The 17,915-nt window shown below is 31.9% G+C and carries 21 protein-coding genes; 20 read left to right on the top strand and 1 reads right to left on the bottom strand.

Features of this window, described 5'->3' with window-relative positions:
* Positions 1-6 precede the first annotated feature (6 nt).
* The gene (locus AC1RRN_RS05395; RefSeq protein WP_492966322.1) at positions 7-855 is read left to right on the top strand and encodes a hypothetical protein; all 849 of its coding nucleotides are present in this window, start codon (positions 7-9) and stop codon (positions 853-855) included.
* 2 nt (positions 856-857) lie between these two features.
* Positions 858-1,106: a hypothetical protein gene (locus AC1RRN_RS05390; protein ID WP_492966321.1), complete on the top strand. Its 249-nt coding sequence runs from the start codon at positions 858-860 to the stop codon at positions 1,104-1,106.
* Positions 1,107-1,214: 108 nt separating this feature from the next.
* Here the strand turns inward: AC1RRN_RS05390 and AC1RRN_RS05385 are convergent, their stop codons facing one another.
* Positions 1,215-2,015: an XRE family transcriptional regulator gene (locus AC1RRN_RS05385; protein ID WP_492966320.1), complete on the bottom strand. Its 801-nt coding sequence runs from the start codon at positions 2,013-2,015 to the stop codon at positions 1,215-1,217.
* Between the two features lie 281 nt (positions 2,016-2,296).
* Here AC1RRN_RS05385 and AC1RRN_RS05380 point away from each other — a divergent pair, with 281 nt between their 5' ends.
* The 18 genes from AC1RRN_RS05380 (at position 2,297) to AC1RRN_RS05295 (ending at position 17,844) form a co-directional block, all read left to right on the top strand.
* Positions 2,297-2,866: a hypothetical protein gene (locus AC1RRN_RS05380; protein WP_492966319.1), complete on the top strand. Its 570-nt coding sequence runs from the start codon at positions 2,297-2,299 to the stop codon at positions 2,864-2,866.
* 110 nt (positions 2,867-2,976) lie between these two features.
* Positions 2,977-3,156, top strand: coding sequence for a hypothetical protein (locus tag AC1RRN_RS05375; protein WP_134151036.1), 180 nt, complete (start codon positions 2,977-2,979; stop codon positions 3,154-3,156).
* A gap of 306 nt (positions 3,157-3,462) precedes the next feature.
* Positions 3,463-4,623, top strand: a complete 1,161-nt coding sequence (locus AC1RRN_RS05370; RefSeq protein WP_492966318.1) for a DUF2586 domain-containing protein — start codon at positions 3,463-3,465, stop codon at positions 4,621-4,623.
* A gap of 130 nt (positions 4,624-4,753) precedes the next feature.
* Positions 4,754-5,179, top strand: coding sequence for a hypothetical protein (locus tag AC1RRN_RS05365; RefSeq protein ID WP_035684757.1), 426 nt, complete (start codon positions 4,754-4,756; stop codon positions 5,177-5,179).
* A gap of 428 nt (positions 5,180-5,607) precedes the next feature.
* The gene (locus AC1RRN_RS05360) at positions 5,608-5,952 is read left to right on the top strand and encodes a hypothetical protein (RefSeq protein WP_492966317.1); all 345 of its coding nucleotides are present in this window, start codon (positions 5,608-5,610) and stop codon (positions 5,950-5,952) included.
* Positions 5,953-5,995: 43 nt separating this feature from the next.
* Positions 5,996-8,434 (top strand): AHH domain-containing protein, encoded by a 2,439-nt coding sequence (locus AC1RRN_RS05355; protein ID WP_492966316.1) that lies wholly within the window; start codon positions 5,996-5,998, stop codon positions 8,432-8,434.
* A 3-nt stretch (positions 8,435-8,437) separates the two neighbouring features.
* Positions 8,438-9,238 (top strand): hypothetical protein, encoded by an 801-nt coding sequence (locus AC1RRN_RS05350; RefSeq protein WP_492966315.1) that lies wholly within the window; start codon positions 8,438-8,440, stop codon positions 9,236-9,238.
* A gap of 386 nt (positions 9,239-9,624) precedes the next feature.
* Positions 9,625-10,107, top strand: a complete 483-nt coding sequence (locus tag AC1RRN_RS05345; RefSeq protein WP_492966314.1) for a M15 family metallopeptidase — start codon at positions 9,625-9,627, stop codon at positions 10,105-10,107.
* A 4-nt stretch (positions 10,108-10,111) separates the two neighbouring features.
* A complete protein-coding gene (locus AC1RRN_RS05340; RefSeq protein ID WP_492966313.1) occupies positions 10,112-10,582 on the top strand; it encodes a hypothetical protein in 471 nt (156 codons plus the stop codon).
* A 4-nt stretch (positions 10,583-10,586) separates the two neighbouring features.
* The gene (locus tag AC1RRN_RS05335; protein WP_492966312.1) at positions 10,587-10,919 is read left to right on the top strand and encodes a hypothetical protein; all 333 of its coding nucleotides are present in this window, start codon (positions 10,587-10,589) and stop codon (positions 10,917-10,919) included.
* Positions 10,920-11,138: 219 nt separating this feature from the next.
* On the top strand, positions 11,139-11,450 hold the full coding sequence (locus AC1RRN_RS05330) for a hypothetical protein (protein WP_492966311.1): 312 nt from the start codon (positions 11,139-11,141) through the stop codon (positions 11,448-11,450).
* Positions 11,437-11,739 carry a hypothetical protein gene (locus AC1RRN_RS05325; RefSeq protein WP_492966310.1) on the top strand — a complete coding sequence of 101 codons (303 nt, stop codon included), beginning with the start codon at positions 11,437-11,439 and terminating at the stop codon, positions 11,737-11,739. The genes AC1RRN_RS05330 and AC1RRN_RS05325 overlap by 14 nt, the downstream gene beginning before the upstream one ends.
* Positions 11,740-11,882: 143 nt before the next feature.
* A complete protein-coding gene (locus tag AC1RRN_RS05320) occupies positions 11,883-12,941 on the top strand; it encodes a hypothetical protein (protein WP_492966309.1) in 1,059 nt (352 codons plus the stop codon).
* A gap of 15 nt (positions 12,942-12,956) precedes the next feature.
* Positions 12,957-13,595 (top strand): hypothetical protein, encoded by a 639-nt coding sequence (locus AC1RRN_RS05315; protein ID WP_492966308.1) that lies wholly within the window; start codon positions 12,957-12,959, stop codon positions 13,593-13,595.
* Between the two features lie 34 nt (positions 13,596-13,629).
* The gene (locus tag AC1RRN_RS05310; protein ID WP_492966307.1) at positions 13,630-16,173 is read left to right on the top strand and encodes a fibronectin type III domain-containing protein; all 2,544 of its coding nucleotides are present in this window, start codon (positions 13,630-13,632) and stop codon (positions 16,171-16,173) included.
* An 89-nt stretch (positions 16,174-16,262) separates the two neighbouring features.
* Positions 16,263-16,727, top strand: coding sequence for a hypothetical protein (locus tag AC1RRN_RS05305; RefSeq protein WP_492966306.1), 465 nt, complete (start codon positions 16,263-16,265; stop codon positions 16,725-16,727).
* 12 nt (positions 16,728-16,739) lie between these two features.
* Positions 16,740-17,210, top strand: a complete 471-nt coding sequence (locus AC1RRN_RS05300) for a phage holin family protein (protein WP_492966305.1) — start codon at positions 16,740-16,742, stop codon at positions 17,208-17,210.
* A 238-nt stretch (positions 17,211-17,448) separates the two neighbouring features.
* Entirely contained in the window at positions 17,449-17,844 is a 396-nt protein-coding gene (locus tag AC1RRN_RS05295) for a hypothetical protein (protein WP_492966304.1), read from the top strand.
* The last annotated feature ends 71 nt before the right edge of the window (positions 17,845-17,915 follow it).

The following is a 17,915-nucleotide window of genomic DNA, read 5'->3' as shown; positions in this document are numbered from 1 at the left end:
AGAAAAATGGGAAATATAACAGATTTAATAAAAGATGTCGCCAGTAGAAATCAAATTATTGAAACTTTTGCGGCAAAAGTTATCGAAATAAATACAGAGGCAATATCACTTCATAATCCGGAAGATGCTTATACCGTAAATGTCATGCGGGCTGATGGTGCGATTATTAAGAATGTCAGATTGAAAGCCTCGATTCTGGATTTGGAGCAAGGAATTATTTCGATTCCTAAAAAAGACAGTTGGGTTTTGGCCTCCATCATAGACGGAGTCGAAACAAGAGCATTTATTTCGCAGTTTTCAGAAATCGAACGTTCTTTTATCCGCTTCAAAAATGATCAAAATCATTACCTGGAAATCGATACTGATGTAGATAAATTTCAAGTTTTATTCAAAGAAAAAAAAGATACTAATTCATCATCAACCTCATCACCTGAATATAAAAACATTGCTCAATTAGAGTTCAATGGAAATTCATCAGATCCAAACATTAGTACCTCTTTTTATGATGAAAATGGTAAAGAAATTTCTAAAAACAGTTTTAACATCAATGAACAAAAAATCAGTATTAATGAAGGGAATACTATTTTTACCTTAAAAGATAAAGAAGCAAAAGTAACTATCACAGATGGTTTTGAAGCTATAATTTCAGATGCTAAAACTTCATTCAAAAAAGGAGGACTAACTTTTGAAATGGATAATAAATTTAAAATTAATGCCGGCGAAAAAAATTTACTAACTGAATTAGAAAGTTTCATAACTGAAGTCTCTAAAATTGTTGTTGTACAAGGAGTTAGTCCTAATGTGGGAGCGCTACTTACAATAAAATCTAATTTAAATAACTTACTAAAAACTTAAAAATGGGATTACAAATAGCAGCATTAGAAGCAGCAATCTTGAAAGTATTAGACGATAGTTCAAAAATAAAAGTCGAAACAAATAGCAGCACTGACAATGCAACTCAAACAAAAAATGCAAGAGAACAAACAGCAAAAGACCTGGCAAAAGCTATTGACACATTTGTCAAATCAGGCCTTGTAACTACGACAGTAACCACAACGGGTTCTGCATCAGCACAAACCGGAACTGGAACCGGAGGAATCTCCTAACAAACTCAAACTAAATTTAAAATCCCTCTTACTTTTATAATAAGAGGGATTTTTTTATTTGAAAAACTCCAATCTTATTAATATCGAAGTCTTGTCTTTTTATAAATCTTAATTCATTTTTTTCTTTAAAGTCTCTTCCATTTCAAAGAATTTACTTTCAAGGGCATGTAATTTTTCATAAATATTGATGGGATCCGGCATTTGTTTCGATGCATACATACTCGCGTACCAAACCTCCAGAATATCCTCTGCATAAATAGAATACATAGGGTAATTTCCGTCTCTGTTGTCTGATTTAAGAATTAGTTTTCCGCTTTCTCTAATTCGGTTCAAAACCCTTTTTACTACTACTCCATCATTTTTACTGATGATAACATAAATTCTACCATCGAGAATATCATCAAAATTGTCGACATATTTTCCAAAAAGATAATCGCCGTCATGTATCGTCGTTGACATAGAGTTTCCTTTTATTTCAAAACATCTGTACGTTCCGTTTTTTAACATTGGCATACTGAAAGAAGGAAGCGTTTCCATATATTCCGGATCTGCATAACCGTCTAAGTAACCTGCTCGGGCTTTTACTCCAACAAAATTAATATTTTCTTCACCATCTTCATTTACCGTGATAATCTTTGGCAGATTCAGACCAACTTCAGCATTTGTTTTATTGGTAAAAATTTCGTCGCTGTCTCCAAAAAAATAGTCGGGATTTACATTACAATGTGTAATTATACTTTGCAATAAATCAAAACCAGGTTTAGTTCTTTTTCTATCTCCGTCAGCTTGTAATCTTCCAATAGTAATACTGTCTATTGTGGTACTGGTTACTCCTATTAATTTCGCAAATGAGTTATTATTCAACTTCATCTCATCTATAATACGTTTTATCTTAGTATGTATCTCCATGTTGTAATTGCGTTTATTTTTTTTATGTAATATGTTATATAACGTAAAATATTCCACTATATGTTGCAAAATTAAATAAATATACTAAATAATTACGTCTTTCCGTAATTATTTTCAAAAAACAACTGATTTACAGCATTTTTGTAATTTCTTTCTTATCGAATTGTTTGAATAACATCAAAATAAATAAATCATATTACTGAAACTATTGCAAATTTAAGTGTAATATGTTGTATATATTAAAACATATGTTGTATATTTGTAAAAAAATAACCCATCATATGATTCTAAAAGATTTTTATACCGAGAAAAAAAGCGCCATCGAAACAGAATTCACTTCTAATGCGCCAACAGTTCAACTTTATAGTGATACTGTTTTTAAAACTTCTATTGAAACTCCAATAGTAATGTTTAAATATGACAATATAAACTGGGAGACATCCTCAGAAAAAAATTATAAGGCCGATGTTTCGTTTTGCCTGTATATCGTATTACCTGTTGATACAATTTCTTCAACAAGTTATGCAAATGCTTTTGAAATTGCGCAACGTATTGACAAAGCTGTATTATCGAACAACAATAGTAACGCTCTAATAGATACCCATTCTACTTTTAAAGTAAGAGAAAAACAATGCACTAATGAGGACACTTATTGGAATAAAAACGATTATTTCATCTGGGAGATCACTTATAAAACGACATTAATTGAAAATATTTTAAAGAAGAAATATATTCTTTTTAACAACGGACTAAGTAATGAAGATCTGGAAGAGCTTGGATACGATTTAACTTCGGGAATCATCGGAATAAACCCAAATCAAATTGAAGGAGATATAGATCTGACTACTTAATAATAACAGTTTCATTTAAACTGCCATCACCTGTAATTTAAATGACACAATATTAAAACTATTAAAAAACCAAAAACAAATTAAATTAACCCCTACTATAAATACCACAAATGAGAAGAAGCAGAACACTATTAGACAAAAGAAGAGATTACGTTATTAATTATCTAAATAGAAATCAAGCTAAGCAAATGAAAGTTGTAGTATCTGAACTTTCAGATACTTTGTTCCTAACAGAGCGTACTATTTACACTATTATAAATGAAGGTCTCGCTACAGAAGCCAGGGCTTAAAAGACTGAAACTACTGGTTTTGACAATCAAAAAAATTGGAAAAAGCAACCTTGAATCTTAAATTTGTACTCGATATCAAAAGCAAATTTATCTCTTGGCCAGGAGGAAAATCCAATTTTAAAAAATCAGTTTTTACAACTCATCCAAAATAGAAATTCTACTTTTTTGGATTCCCGATTACGAATACCATTTTAAATAATAAATCACTAAAAATAACAATCTTAACAACTTGTTACAGGCCTTCTTTTGCCCTTTTTTAAGCAAAAAAACAAAAACAAATTTTTAAACAATTAAACATTTTATATTATGAGTACATTAAACGATGTAGTGATTAACAAACTATCTGGCGGATTAGGAAGAAGAAATCCAGAGCAGGACATGGTTTCAGGTTTACTTTTTGATGGTGAATCAACCCAAGAATTTGATTTAGAAAAAGTAGAACGTTTAGCTTCATTAGAAGATGCAGAAGCTTTAGGTATTACAGCAGATTATGATGTAGAGGGACAATCAGCTTATTACCAAATTCAGCAATTCTTCAGAATGAATCCTTCTGGCGACCTGTACATCATGGGAACAACAGCTACTTCTTATGAAGGTGTTGCAGCTAAAGCAATGGATATGCAGGAAAAAGCAAATGGAAACATTCGTCAAATGGCGATTATCTATTCCGGGGCAACAACATTTGTACAAACAAAAGCGGCAGTAGCAGTAGCACAAACACAAGCTGCTCTTGCTTATACAGATTATATGCCTTTTGAAGTTATTCTGGAAGGAAAAGGCTTTAATGTTGAAGATGCTACTTCTTTAGCCGGATTAAATGCAGAAAACGTATCAGTAGTTGTCGCTATGGATGTAGAAAAAGCTGTTCAATATCCAAACACTGCAGCAGTTGGATTAGCATTAGGCGCAATTTCAAAAGCAAAAGTATCTGAAAATATTGCCTGGATCGAAAAATTCAATTTGACTGGCGAAGGTTTTGCAAAAGCAGGTTTTGTAGGCGGAGAAGAATTTAAAACTCTTGGAACATTAAGCGACCTAAACGAAAAAAGATACATTTTTGCAAGAACACACACTGGTTTACCAGGCGTTTATTTTAACGACAGCTCTACTTGTACTACAGGAACATCTGATTTTGCATATGTTGAAAACAACCGTACTATTAACAAAGCAACTCGTTTATTGCGTACTGCTTTATTGCCAAAATTAGCTTCTCCGGTTTTAGTTGATATTGATGGTAAATTACCACAATCTGTTTCAAAAAGTTTTGAAGGTTTATGCAGAAGTGCTTTAGAAGCAATGGTAGCCAATCAGGAAGTATCTGATTTCGATGTTTACGTAGATCCAAAACAAAACATTTTGGCAACTTCAGAATTAAAAGTGAAAGCTGAAATTACACCAATTGGAACTGCTCGTAAAATTAAAGTCGATTTAGGATTCAAAAATCCTTTCGGAATTGACAAAGCATAATTTATAATTCACAAAACAATAAAAATTCACAAATGATATCGCCTCAATTCAATTGTTTTAAACACAAAACGAATAAAGGTTATAGCCCTTGAGCGTTATCGGGATTATTAAAAAACAAATAAAGCTACATATGAATAAATTACCATTAATTAACGGACAACAACACAGCTGGTCATCAATTGAAGTAAGTATTGCAGGTAACATCGTTACAGGTATTACGGCTGTAAACTATAGCGACTCAGTATCTAAAGAAAACCATTACGGTGCCGGAGACATGCCAGTACACAGAGGTAGAGGAAAATACGAAGCAAAAGCTTCAATTACTTTATACAACTATGAAGTAGAAGCTATTTTAGCTGCTTTACCAAAAGGACAAAGATTACAGGATATTAATCCGTTTAGCATCATTGTTAGTTATTTAGACGATAGCAACGAAGTAATTACACACACGGTAAGAAACTGTGAGTTCAACTCAAACAGCAGAGGAATTAGCCAGGGAGATACTAAAATCGCAGTTTCTTTTGACTTGATCTGTTCTCACGTTGAGTGGAACTAATCCTTCGGATATATTTCTAAAACCATAATTCCCCCCTTCCCTGTCTTTAAAACCGACTAAAAAGAGAAAACCAATATCAAATGCGTTACGCAAAAAAGGAGTTCAACGAAACATGATTTTTGCATGCAATCTATTCTACACGCTCTTTATTAGTCCGTTTTAAACTGGGAATTACTTCAAGAGGCTGCTTTGAGCTTATTAACTTCAAAAAAATAACTCAGGCAGCCTCTTCTTTTTTAAAAAATCCGCTTACCTAAACAATCCAATTTCTATAAACAATAGAAAAACGTCAATCAGTTACTATAACCGAAATGACATTTATACTTGTGTCTCTCATTATGCATTCCCATTCTATTTCAATTCACAAAGAGACACCACTAAATCAGACATCAATTACCCAATCATAAAAACAAATAACAGCGTTTAAAATGGAAAAATCAATCTCAAAAACTGCCGATGTTCTTGACGGAAACATTACACAAGCACAATTAAACCAATGGAAATACAAACATAAAAAAGTAGTTAAACTCACCATTGCAGATGATGATGAAACTACCCTGTTTGCTTATTTCAAAAAACCGGATATCAGTATTCGTTCTGCAGTATTACAGGCTTCCAAAATGGATGAATTCAAGGCTCTTGAAGTATTATTCAAAAATTGTTATTTGGGCGGCGATGGCAAAATAGAACAAGAAGACGATTTGCGTCTCAATATTACCACAGCATTCTCAGATCACATTCAACCTAAACCAGTTAAAGTAGAGGTATTGTAAAAGCACAAATACCTTTTTCTGTTCTCCTTAAAACACTATCCTAATGATTATTAAAAACCATGATATAGAACTAAAAGATACCAGTGCTTCTGAAATGGCCCGGTTTAGGCAAACTATGCTTAGCATTTGGCGTCAGCAGATTGAAGATGATAAAAATATTGGAGAAATGGAGAAATTCATTGCTTTAGGATATGACAGTACAAACGAGCAAAAACCGATTTCAGAAGAAATAGTAAGAAAAAATCAAAAAGGCATCAATACCAGAACAAATCAAAAAACTTCTTTCAAAAAAATAATACAGCCTAAAACAGTTGTAAAACAAATTAACAAAAGAGGATTTGTAATAGCCGAAAATGGTATTCGCTTGCATGCAACACCTTTTCCAAATGATACATCATACTTAAGCAAAAAAGGCATTTTTGGAAAAGTTTACAAAGTAGTAAGTGAAGTCGTAGTAATGCATGAGGATTTGACTAACAAAGGATGGTATAAAATCAAAACTGCTGATCATAAGTACGGTTATATTGAAACACATAACATTATTTTAATTCCGCATAACAATTATTTAGACAAATACACTCGTACTTTTCTATATGTAAAACCAAATTATAATTTTGAAACTAATATCGCCAATGTTTTTTATAAAAATTATAAGGTCGAAACGGGAAATGACCGAAGAACTTTGGCAGAAGCTTTCTATTTAATTAATACCAAAAGCAATCACAATCACGGTATTGTTTTGAAGGAAGAAACTCTTAAAACAGGTAAATCGTTTGAATTAGCAATTAAAGCGGCTCATGATCCTGACTTTCATAAAGCGAGACTAACTTACAGCCAATTGCAATTATCCAGCAATCATATTGTACGTATTCCCAACGAACAATATATACAATTACAACGTCAAATAGGCAATTTAAGTTCTCGTTCCGAATTTATGAATACCGCTATAAAAGCCGGTGATGTTATTGCTGAAATATTAGCTGGAGTTGGTGGATTAATTGTAGGAGTGATAGAAGGCATTCTAAGAGGTATATATGATACTTTGATAGGAATTATAGAATATATTGAAAGTATAATAGATACGATTAGAGATTTATTATCAGGCAAATTTCTTGACAAATTGAAAGAAATGTATCAAGCCATAATCAAATTAGCTAATTCAAGTTGGTCAGAGCTAAAGAATATTTTATACTCATTTCTAGGCAGTATAGGAGATAGTGTAAAAAAAGTAATAGACAATTGGTTTTCTTCATCTTCTTATGAAAAAGGCAGAGTAATAGGGCTTTTGCTGGGAACAATTTTACTGGAAGTTATAGTAGGAATATTTACAGGTGGTGGTGAAGCATTTGCAAAATTGGCCTCAAAACTGGGGAAATTGGGTAAAATTTTAATGAAAATAGAAAAATTTACTCATGAAATAAAAGAGAAGTTACTAGCCAAACTACCAAAAAAACTTTTTGAAAAAGGAGATTATATACATGATCTGGATGATAGCAAAAACTGGATGCGATCGGCTTTGCTGATTCAAGCTAGAACCACTGCAGAGATTATGGATGCAAGAGGAGACAGTATTAGTCAATTAATGACTTTCTTAAAGCTATCCGGTAAACTGTATCCTAAATTAAAACCTAAATGGGATAGCACACATAAGGGAGGTAATATATATGCTATTACACTTACAGCTAGTCCCACTAAAACAGTAGATAGTAATTTTTCAAGTAAAGAAAAAAAAGATGGAGAAAAAACAGATTCTGTAAAGCGAAAATTTAAATCTAAAACTGTAAAAAAATTAGAAGAAGGAATTGCTAAAGTCGACAACAACACCGCACGAGAAAAACTAACCAAACTTTTAAACAAAGGAGATGAGGTTTCACAAAACGTAGTGCAGGAATATTTAGCAAATAACAACATTAGCGGCAGAGTCATAAAGAATAAAGGAGTTTTACAAAAAGCACTCAATAAAAAAGTAATTCAGACCTATAAGGAACGTTTTTTAAAAATAGATTTACGGGATGCTAAAGGAATAAAAATAGATGTAGCCAATTTATCAGACGAGCATTTTGAAAATCTCTTTAAAAATAATTATTTTATGAAACACAATGGCAAATTGGTTCCCTTAAAGTTTGAAGCTCATCATATAATCCCAAAAGATTTATTGCTCGATGATGATATGCTAGAATTGCGTAACTTCGTTTCCCGAAACAAAGAAAATTTTGATTTTAATGGACTCGACAATGGTATTCCTGTACATAAATTAGACGCAGATTTTCCTGAATTGGGTGGACATAGCAGTCATAAAAAATACAATAATTTGAGTAAAAAAAGGATACTAGCCATCAAGGATGAAAGTTTAGATGAATATGGCCTTTTCGATCAAAATTTATTTGATAAAAAATTATCAAATCATATAAGCAAAACACGTGAAAAAATTATAACTGAAGTTATTGAAGAAAGTAAAAAAATTAATCATTTAAAATTATAAAAAATGAACTTATATAAACTAGACACTCCGGTTAATCCATATATGTATAGAACTCAATCTGTTGATCCATCAGATAATTTGCCTTTTTCTGGAGATAACTATAATGACAATGAAGATTTTACTGCTACAATAAATAAACTACACTTTCGATTAGAAAGAGATGTTTATGAAAAAAAAATGACTGCTGATTTTTTATACGAAGCCATTGATTTTTATAACGGCCCACTAATTCTTAAACCAAATCAGGCAAGAACCTTGCGCTTTTACACAATATCTCCTAAATTAAAGGAACTACTAGAAAAATTAAACTTACCTAAACACAGATTCTATCCAATTACATTAAATATTGATACCGGAAAAGATTTACCTTATTATATATTACAAATAGATATTTTCATGATTCCATATGTTGATTTTAACAAATCAAATGTTTACGGATTGAATGTAGAGACTGAAGAGCTTACTTTTTTTAAAACAGGAGAAATAAAAGATAGCGACGAATTATTTAACTTACGAGAAAAAGAACTATTTTCAAGATTTCAATCACAATATTTCACCTTAGAATTAGATTGGGTGTATATGGCTCCTTCTTTTCTTATCTCTGAAAAATCTAAACATTTTTTTGAAGACAATAATATCGTAGGAATGGAAATTACACCATTTTATGAGGTTGAATCTGATTATGGTGAACCAAATGATTTAGGTTTTTTAAATTATTATGGTGGTCGTGAAATTATCATCAATGGCAAAAGCACTATGGATGGTTTAGATATTAATGATTTTCCAAGAGCTGATAAAGAATAAAAAGTTTATTTAAAATTTACACATAGAACGCCCGTTTTTCAACTTTAGAAAAACGGGTATTTTTTTATAATTTTCCCTAATCCCAAACTACAAATTAAAACAGCAAAAAGTACAAAACATCCTACTGAAACTACTGATTTACAAAGGCATATCATTTTACAAACACGCTATTTCTGCGTATTTTTACACTGTAATTAAAAGCACTTATACCATCAAATTGTCGTCCTAAAAAAGGAAAATTTCAGCATTTATTTAAGCAATTATTTTATCCTTAAATAAATTTCAAAATACAAATAATCTTACCGATAAATTAAAACCGTGATTGTTTCCTAACAATCGGGAAAGGCTTTTTATTCTCAAAATTGAAATCATTAATAAATATAAATATGGATCAAACAACAAAAAAACACATTGATTTGCTTCATCCTTCGGTCAGGGAAGAAGTTGCCAAAATTATTGAAGAATGCGATCTCGCTTTAAACGGAAGGGCGAAAGTTCGCATTACACAAGGACTTCGATCTTTTCAGGAACAAGAAGATCTTTATGCTTTTGGCCGAACCAAACCCGGAAAAAAAGTAACAAATGCTAAAGGCGGTCAATCCATTCACAATTACGGTTTTGCTGTAGACATTTGTCTAATTGTAGACGGTAAAACAGCTTCCTGGGATACTGCAAAAGATTGGGATAACGATCAAATTTCTGATTGGCAGGAATGTGTCAAAGTTTTCGCCAAATACAACTGGAACTGGGGCGGAGACTGGAAAACCTTTAAAGACCTTCCACATTTTGATAAAAAAGGATATAGTGACTGGAAAGTACTAAGTAAGTTAAAACGTGACAAAAAAAATTATGTAATCTTATATAAATAAACAAATGAAACAGTTCAAATTAAAACTTACGCCCTTTTTAATTGCGATTTCTTTTGCAGTTGTCTCTTGTACTTCGACCAGAACAGCTTTGTTTGATCAATATTCTTATCAAAAAACAACAGAATTAAAAATAGAAACGGCCAAATTGATGGATAAAGCAGTAACGCCTTATGCTTCTAATAAAAAAGAGGCTGAATCTCTGTTGCTTAATATTGAAAAATTGGTCGAATATGAAAAAAACAAGCCCAATAACGAAATCACTTTTGCGATGTGGAAAATTCTAACCGATAAAGAAAAAAACTTATTGTCAGGATTTTTTAAACGTTGGGAAACGAAAGGAACTTTATCTCCGGTTTTTGTAGCCGAATCCAAAAAACAGGTTATGGATGCTTTGGATTTACTTATTCAATATGAAAGTATGAAAGACAAAGAATCAAAAGATGCACTTTTAGATTTAATCAACGGTAACAAATAAAACTATGGACAACGATATAGTATTAAAAGAATTAAAAAGCAGATTAAAAACTATTATAACCAACAGTTATAAAGACATCAAACCTGAATTAGAAAAAGACCTAAATGCATTTTTAGAAACATCCAGGGAAAAATTAGAACGTTGGATTGTGCTCTTCTCTACTTCTGCCTTAACTGAAGAAGAATTAGAATGGCTCTTAAAAAGTCAGCTTGATTTGGTCGCTTTACAAGCATTACAAACTACAGGAATATCAAAAATTAGATTGAATACACTTAAAAATAACATTGTAAAAACAATTTTCAGGGTTATTATCGAGCTGGTTATTCCGATTATTTAAAATTCCTATTTCAAACAACCAAAATCAATAAAAAAACACTGATTATCAGTAAATTAAACCCAAATCAAACTTACTGAAACTACTGATTACTACCCCTTAAAATCTTGGTTAAGGAGAAAGCATAGCTTATTTTTACAGTATCAAATAAAACATCATTCTTTGGATATGGCGCGCAGATTCAAAAGAAGATATTAACCCATAAAACAACAAAAAGCACAGATGAAAGACTTTATCATAGAAGAAGATTTGTTAATAATACAAGGTGATTTCGAAGGTGATTTAAAGGGTGATTTCGCCATTAAAGATGCCGATCAGCAAAACATTGAACATCTTTTATTAAGCCAAAAAGGAAGCTACAAAGAGTTTCCTATTCTTGGAGTAGGAATTAAAAAATACATTAACAGCCCGGACGCAACCTCCAGGCTAAGACTAGAAAACGAAATAGACAAACAATTATCGTATGACAACTTTTATGTGAAAACATTAGATGTTAACGATCTACAAAACATTAAAATCGATGGGAACTATTAAACCACATGAAAATCAAAACATTTTCGACATTTCCTTGCAAGAATACGGAAGTATAGAAAAAGTGTTCGACCTTTTGGAAGACAATGATCAATTTAACATTACAGAAAACATTTCTGTTTATGAAGATTTAAAAATAGGCAGAGAAGCCTTTAAAAAGGATATTGTAGAATATTACAATTCCAGAAATCTAAAACCCGCAACTTCACTTACTGAAGAGGAAGAATTTTTACTGGATAACTTTTCCGGAATTGATTATATGATTATTGAAGATGACTTTATCATTTACTAATCAATTACCAAAAAAATAATCTCAACTTTTAGAAATCTCTAAAAGAAAACTACATCTCCGTAGTATTCACAAAAAACATAAACAATTATCTATAAGCACATTACACATGTCTTACAGGCTAAACTATATCTAAAAAATAAAATATGGCACGTACAATTGCTGAAATACAGAATGAAATTCTGATTGAGAAGGGAAAACAGCCTTCTCTAAACGGCTTAACAAGCTCCTCAAAGACAAGTATTTGGAGGCTTTGGATCAACATTGTGGCTACCGCAATTTGGGTACACGAAAAAATAGTAGAAAAAAAAGCCCTGGTTTCAAGACCTCACACTTTAAACTGGTATAGAGATCAGGCTTTAAATTTTCATTACGGTGTTACATTAGAGCCAGACTCGAGTAACGGAATGTCACTAATCTGGCAAGATGGTTCGTATCAATTTGACACGACAGGTCTTACAGAATCAGAAATTGAAGAATCTAAAATAATAAAACATTGTGCTGTAAGCGAAATTGATTTAGAAACAATTCTCAAACCAGGCGCAAAAATTGAAGAAATTTTTTCTGACTATTTCCATAATAAAGTTGGAGTTGTTTTTATCAAAGTTGCCACAGTAAAAGAGGATAAAATTTCGAGAATTGATGTACCAAATGAGCTTTATGCTTTTAAGGAGTATATCGCCAAAATTAAAGATGCAGGAAATCAGGTCTATATAAGCTCTGATCAGGGAGATATTCTGAAACTTAGTCTGAATGTTTATATCGATCCTTTGAGTATTTATATCAATCCAAAAGACATTGAATACTATCAAACAAAAATTTCAAACAGCAACTCAGATCAGGATGTTATAGTTCCAATGGACAATTACGAATTAGATCCGTTAAATGGTTCATTAATCTCAAATAATCAGGTTTATCCAGTAATTGATGCTCTTAAAGATCATTTAAAAAATATCGAATTTAATGGTGCTTTTGTCAAAACATATTTAGTTGATGCCATTCAGAAAGCACAAGGAGTTAAAATTCCGATTTTAACAAAGGTTCAAACTGCAGTCGCAACAAATCCAAATGACGAGCCAAATACTTCACCAACCGATGTGACCAAAATAGAATATTTCATTCCAAAAGCAGGTTATTTTGATTTGGATACTCTTGAGGTTGAAGTAAACTACATTCCGTACACATTTTACCGAGATAAACAATAGTCTAATACTTAAACAATGAATAAATACACAATTTTAAAATGGGAAAAGCTATTATTATGGCTCATTCCTCCTATTCTTAGAAAAAAAACACATGCGCAATGGCTTAATGTTTTACTCGCCCCTATTCGTTCTATTTATGAAGAAACGCTTTATAAAATGCAACATACTGGCCAGGTAATTTATCTGGAAAAAGTATTGAACGAAACCTTTAATCCAACCAAAAATTACAATCCTAATGCAAGTACGGAGCAAAAACGATCAGACGAGTTAATTTATATCGACGAATCGGTCAAACCTACTTTGCAGTATGTATATCTCCATAAAGAATATTACGAACCGGACGGAACATTAATGATTCCATTGTTGAAGATATTTAAGAATGAAGAATATAAAAACAAAGATAATAAGCCTGTTTATCTGGCACATCGGAAAGATTACACTAGCCTGGCCTATGCTAATTTTAGAGTATTTATACCTGAAAATTTAATAACAAACGGAACTATAACGATCCAGCCAAATAAAGATGGAATCGAATCAAAAACAGCGGCAATAAGAGTAGCGAACGTTGAATTCCACAACCTCCTTAACTTCTATAAACTAGCTGGTAAAAGTTATGAAAGCTATTCTTATTCACCAGAAATTTTAGAAAAATAAGTATCAAAAACAACAGACATTTAAATCAATAAAAATGAAACAAGTAAATTTTAATCATGCAGGAGGATTTCCTCTTGAGCAAGAAACTTTAGAAAGACTTCAAACAGCCTACAGGTCTGAATTATATGAAGCTTTAAAAAGGCATTTAAGCATCGATACCGATACCGATTACATTCTGGCTCATGCAAAAAACGGGCAAAGAGGCTGGGCAGTTATTCGTCAGGAAGATCCGGTAAACCCAGAAAATCAAGTTGGAATTTTATATCCAATTAATAGCGGATCTCAAACCAATTATCTAAAAACCACCAGAACAGATAAAAATTTAATCTACGGAACCGGAGCATCTGAAACTGCTTATTATGATTATGAGGCAGAATACAGCCCTGCAAAATATCCTGATACTGTTGTTGTTTCTGAAAATGGTGACGTGCAAACAGTTCGTTATTATAATGTAAATGATCTTGAGGTTGTTACAGATATCAAAACAATCGATACAATTCTGCAAACAATTCAATCTAATATTAATGCAATTGAAGCTAATATTAACGTTATTGAAGGAAATATTAATGCAATTGAAACAAACATCAATGTAATTGAAGCAGACATCAATCTAATTAACCAATCTTATCTTCCGCTTAACGGCTCAAAAGCGATGCAGGGAGATTTAGATTTGGGAACGCATCAATTATCAAAATTAGACACAAACCAAACTTTAGAAGCAAATGTAAGAGCCCGAGATTTTAAATTAGGTCATAGTGACGGAAGAGGAAAATTGCATGGAAATGATTATCTGGGAAGAGCTTTAGTTGATAACAGCACTTCGTCGACAACAAATCTTACCCTAAATGAAGGTCCAGATTGGGAAAATACAAATATTGGAGGAAAAATATACTTAAAGAATGTAAATACGAGTTTAGAAGATTTTACAGTTGCTAAGAGTTCTGACAATTCTTTATTAATGATAGACAATGTAAATCAAGTTAGTAAAAGCAACAACCTACTCAAATCATTACTTAAGCGAATTACTGATTTAGAAGAAAAACCTGCAACAGCTGTACCTCTTGGAATGGTTGCTATCTGGGGAAAACCAGCTCCATTTCCTGAAGGCTGGGAAGAATATGTGCCTTTAAGAGGAAAAATGCCAGTCGGACTTTATAATCCAACTCCTGAAGAAAGAGGTGATGAACTAGACGGAGACGGAGGTAATGGCATCAGTTATTATAGAGATAACTTTGGCTCTGCAGTATTTCCTTTTGATACATTAGGATATAGTTCAGGACGAGTAGGCAAAAAATTAGATATTAGTGAAATTCCATCACATACACACGGATTTAGAGCATATGTACAAAGTGGTTCTAATGATGGTTCTGGTGGTGAAGCTGCGGGAAATTTTCAAGATGGAAATACCGAAAGTGCAGGAGGAGGAAAATCTTTTTTAATACTAAATCCTTACAGAGTAGTTCAATTCATCGAATATACAGGACGTCCCAAAGATGTTACCGCACCAACAAACCCAACAAATTTACAAGTTTCAAATATTCGTGATACAAGTGTTACTTTAAGTTGGGCAGCATCAAATGATGAATATGGTGTTACAAATTATATTATATATGGAAACGGTATTTCGCCAATTGTAACGGGTAACGTTCTCTCTTATACTGTTACTGGATTATCTCCTAATACACCTTATAATTTCTATGTGAAAGCACAAGATGCAGCAGTAAACTTATCAGGGCAGAGTAATGTAGTCGATGTAACAACACTAATAACGGATTCAATGGCGCCAACTGCACCAGGAAACGTAACCGCTTACCCAATCGGACCAAATCAGATAACGATAGAATGGTCGGGTTCAACAGATGATGTAGGCGTTGTCGGTTACTATGTGTACAGAAAAACATTTGGTGGAAGTTATTCATTATTACTTAACACTGCCCCTAATGTATTTTCATGCACTGTCACCGGTACTACTAATACACTTTATTATTTTGCAGTAAAAGCTAAAGATGCTAAGGATAAATACTCTATTTATAGCAATGAAGCGAGTGCAATTATAGAATCAGAAGGCGGAGGCGGATCATGTTTCGATGTAGAATCTTTGGTAACAATGGCATCAGGACAATCAAAAAAATTGAAGAATATTGTAGTGGGAGATAAACTCCAAGGCTTTTCTTTCCCTAATGAAATTGATGAATCAGCTGGAGATTATTTCTTATGGAATGGAAAATTAGATGAAGCTATTAAAACTGACGTAACTGTTGTAAACAAAATCACAAGTGTCCAGCCAAATTACTACGAAATTAAAACGGCCGACACAACGATCAAAGTTACCGGACAACATCCACTATTGGTTACTGAAGATGGCGAAAACGTACAATGGCTATGTGTGAAAAATGTTTTACCAAGCATGTTATTAATTGACAAAACAGGAAAAACAAAGGCTATTGAATCGATTCTATTTAAAGAAGAACCTTTGGAAGTAGCGATACTAGATGTTGAAAATGTAGATAATTATATTATTTCCGGAATTGTTGCTCATAACAATAAACCAGAAGATCCACACGATCCACAACCATAAAAAATTAAATAACTATTTGGTCATCTTTTGGGGTTTAATTACCCCAAAAGATTTCTTTACCTAAAATCACTTAAACTTAAAAACTATAAATGAAAATTGTGAAATTTATTTTTACAGCTTCGGCTTTGCTGTGGCTTTTAATTACAATATTGACAATGATCCCATTAGCTGCTTTATTACTTCCAACCCTATTGATTTCGAAAAAACATTATACCGAATGGACCCTCTTTTTATTTGCATTGATTTGTTCTTTAGGTATCTACCCTATTTGTTTTGCATATGCCATCATAAAATGGAAAGGTTTTTTAACCTATCTAAAAAAACTTAATTTAAGCATCGACATTACAAGAAATACCGTTGCAGGAGCATTACTAAATGGCAATTTTATTATCACTTCTTCGACAAATAAATTTGGTGCTGTCCAGGAAACCATAAGGGACAATTTAGGAGAAAACGAAAGAGACGATACCCTGTCGGTTTTCGGGAAAAGATTTACAAACTTATTGGCAGTAATTGATTTAGATCACGCCCAAAAATCTATAGTAAAAGACTAAAATATAAAACCAATGATACATAAAATCTCAGAATATTCAAATGAACTAAAATTATTGCTTTACGGAATTTTTATTTACTTAGAAATGGATGCCGAAATTGTTAAGGTATTATTTTACTTAATGGTAATGGATACTTTTTTAGGCATTATCAAAACCGTTGTGTTAAACAATCCTTTTAGCTTTAAAAAATTAGCTTTGGGATTTGTATCTAAGTTAGCCGTATTGCTAATACCAACAGCTTTGGCATTAATGAGTAAAGGACTTAATTACAACTTTAAATGGTTTGTAACTATAGTAATGGATTTACTTATTGTTAGCGACGGAATTTCAATAATCAGCAATATTATTGCCATAAAAACAAAAAAAGAAGTCGAAAATTTTGATGCGATGACTTTGATTCTTAAATCTATAAGAGATCGTTTAATACAATTATTCAAAAGACTTTTAATCACGATCGATCCTAAATATCATATCGAAAAATAAACAAATACTTCATCCTAATATATCTAAATAAGTAGAGGAATAAAAACAACTAAGAAAACAGTTGTTTCTATTCCTTTATAAAAAAGGTAGAAAAGATATGAATTCTGCTATACAAATTTGATTATACATTGGAAAGAGAAATTTATTCCTCAAATATTATTCATCACAAATACCGCCAGATAAACTGCTTTCTTTTTTCTTCTGAATCTGAATTCTAGCGTATAACCAATTAACCAAATTGAAAATAAAAACCAAAAATGCACCTTATTTATTAGAACGAATATTTAAGATCAGAAGAATAAAAAACATAATCGATTTAAGTAATTCTTTTTCTGTTGTAAATAAAGAAGAATTCCCGGCATTGTTTGAGGCAGAAATTTACAAAGTAACATTTAGCACAAAAAAACAGGGAAACACAAAAAGTTACGACTTGTTCATGTCTTACAACGAATTGATCTGTGACGAAGAAATAGAAAACTTAAAAAAGTCTTTGGGCATAATCATTACCGGTGACGGATCACAATTTGAAATTCTTGATTATAAAACAGATTTCACTATTCAGTTTGATCAGGAAAACAGCTCTTTTATAACAACTGATGAGGTAGAAAATGGTTTAATACGTTTCAGGAAATAGGTTGTTTTTCTACTCCAAATTATAACTGATATAACTATCAAAAAAGATATATAACTAAACAAAATTAATCA

The sequence above is a fragment of the Flavobacterium sp. GW821-FHT11G01 genome, assembly GCF_058808175.1.
Note: the sequence above shows the minus strand (reverse complement) of the source record. Positions and strands in the feature narration are given on the sequence as shown.

Excerpts from the sequence above, each read along its gene's own strand:
- AC1RRN_RS05350 (WP_492966315.1), top strand. The coding sequence starts at position 8,438 with ATGAACTTATATAAACTAGACACTCCGGTTAATCCATATATGTATAGA.
- AC1RRN_RS05305 (WP_492966306.1), top strand. The coding sequence starts at position 16,263 with ATGAAAATTGTGAAATTTATTTTTACAGCTTCGGCTTTGCTGTGGCTT.
- AC1RRN_RS05390 (WP_492966321.1), top strand. The coding sequence starts at position 858 with ATGGGATTACAAATAGCAGCATTAGAAGCAGCAATCTTGAAAGTATTA.
- AC1RRN_RS05380 (WP_492966319.1), top strand. The coding sequence starts at position 2,297 with ATGATTCTAAAAGATTTTTATACCGAGAAAAAAAGCGCCATCGAAACA.
- AC1RRN_RS05320 (WP_492966309.1), top strand. The coding sequence starts at position 11,883 with ATGGCACGTACAATTGCTGAAATACAGAATGAAATTCTGATTGAGAAG.
- AC1RRN_RS05330 (WP_492966311.1), top strand. The coding sequence starts at position 11,139 with ATGAAAGACTTTATCATAGAAGAAGATTTGTTAATAATACAAGGTGAT.
- AC1RRN_RS05370 (WP_492966318.1), top strand. The coding sequence starts at position 3,463 with ATGAGTACATTAAACGATGTAGTGATTAACAAACTATCTGGCGGATTA.
- AC1RRN_RS05355 (WP_492966316.1), top strand. The coding sequence starts at position 5,996 with ATGATTATTAAAAACCATGATATAGAACTAAAAGATACCAGTGCTTCT.
- AC1RRN_RS05325 (WP_492966310.1), top strand. The coding sequence starts at position 11,437 with ATGGGAACTATTAAACCACATGAAAATCAAAACATTTTCGACATTTCC.
- AC1RRN_RS05395 (WP_492966322.1), top strand. The coding sequence starts at position 7 with ATGGGAAATATAACAGATTTAATAAAAGATGTCGCCAGTAGAAATCAA.
- AC1RRN_RS05345 (WP_492966314.1), top strand. The coding sequence starts at position 9,625 with ATGGATCAAACAACAAAAAAACACATTGATTTGCTTCATCCTTCGGTC.
- AC1RRN_RS05365 (WP_035684757.1), top strand. The coding sequence starts at position 4,754 with ATGAATAAATTACCATTAATTAACGGACAACAACACAGCTGGTCATCA.
- AC1RRN_RS05300 (WP_492966305.1), top strand. The coding sequence starts at position 16,740 with ATGATACATAAAATCTCAGAATATTCAAATGAACTAAAATTATTGCTT.
- AC1RRN_RS05310 (WP_492966307.1), top strand. The coding sequence starts at position 13,630 with ATGAAACAAGTAAATTTTAATCATGCAGGAGGATTTCCTCTTGAGCAA.
- AC1RRN_RS05375 (WP_134151036.1), top strand. The coding sequence starts at position 2,977 with ATGAGAAGAAGCAGAACACTATTAGACAAAAGAAGAGATTACGTTATT.
- AC1RRN_RS05340 (WP_492966313.1), top strand. The coding sequence starts at position 10,112 with ATGAAACAGTTCAAATTAAAACTTACGCCCTTTTTAATTGCGATTTCT.
- AC1RRN_RS05360 (WP_492966317.1), top strand. The coding sequence starts at position 5,608 with ATGGAAAAATCAATCTCAAAAACTGCCGATGTTCTTGACGGAAACATT.
- AC1RRN_RS05335 (WP_492966312.1), top strand. The coding sequence starts at position 10,587 with ATGGACAACGATATAGTATTAAAAGAATTAAAAAGCAGATTAAAAACT.
- AC1RRN_RS05315 (WP_492966308.1), top strand. The coding sequence starts at position 12,957 with ATGAATAAATACACAATTTTAAAATGGGAAAAGCTATTATTATGGCTC.
- AC1RRN_RS05385 (WP_492966320.1), bottom strand. The coding sequence starts at position 2,015 with ATGGAGATACATACTAAGATAAAACGTATTATAGATGAGATGAAGTTG.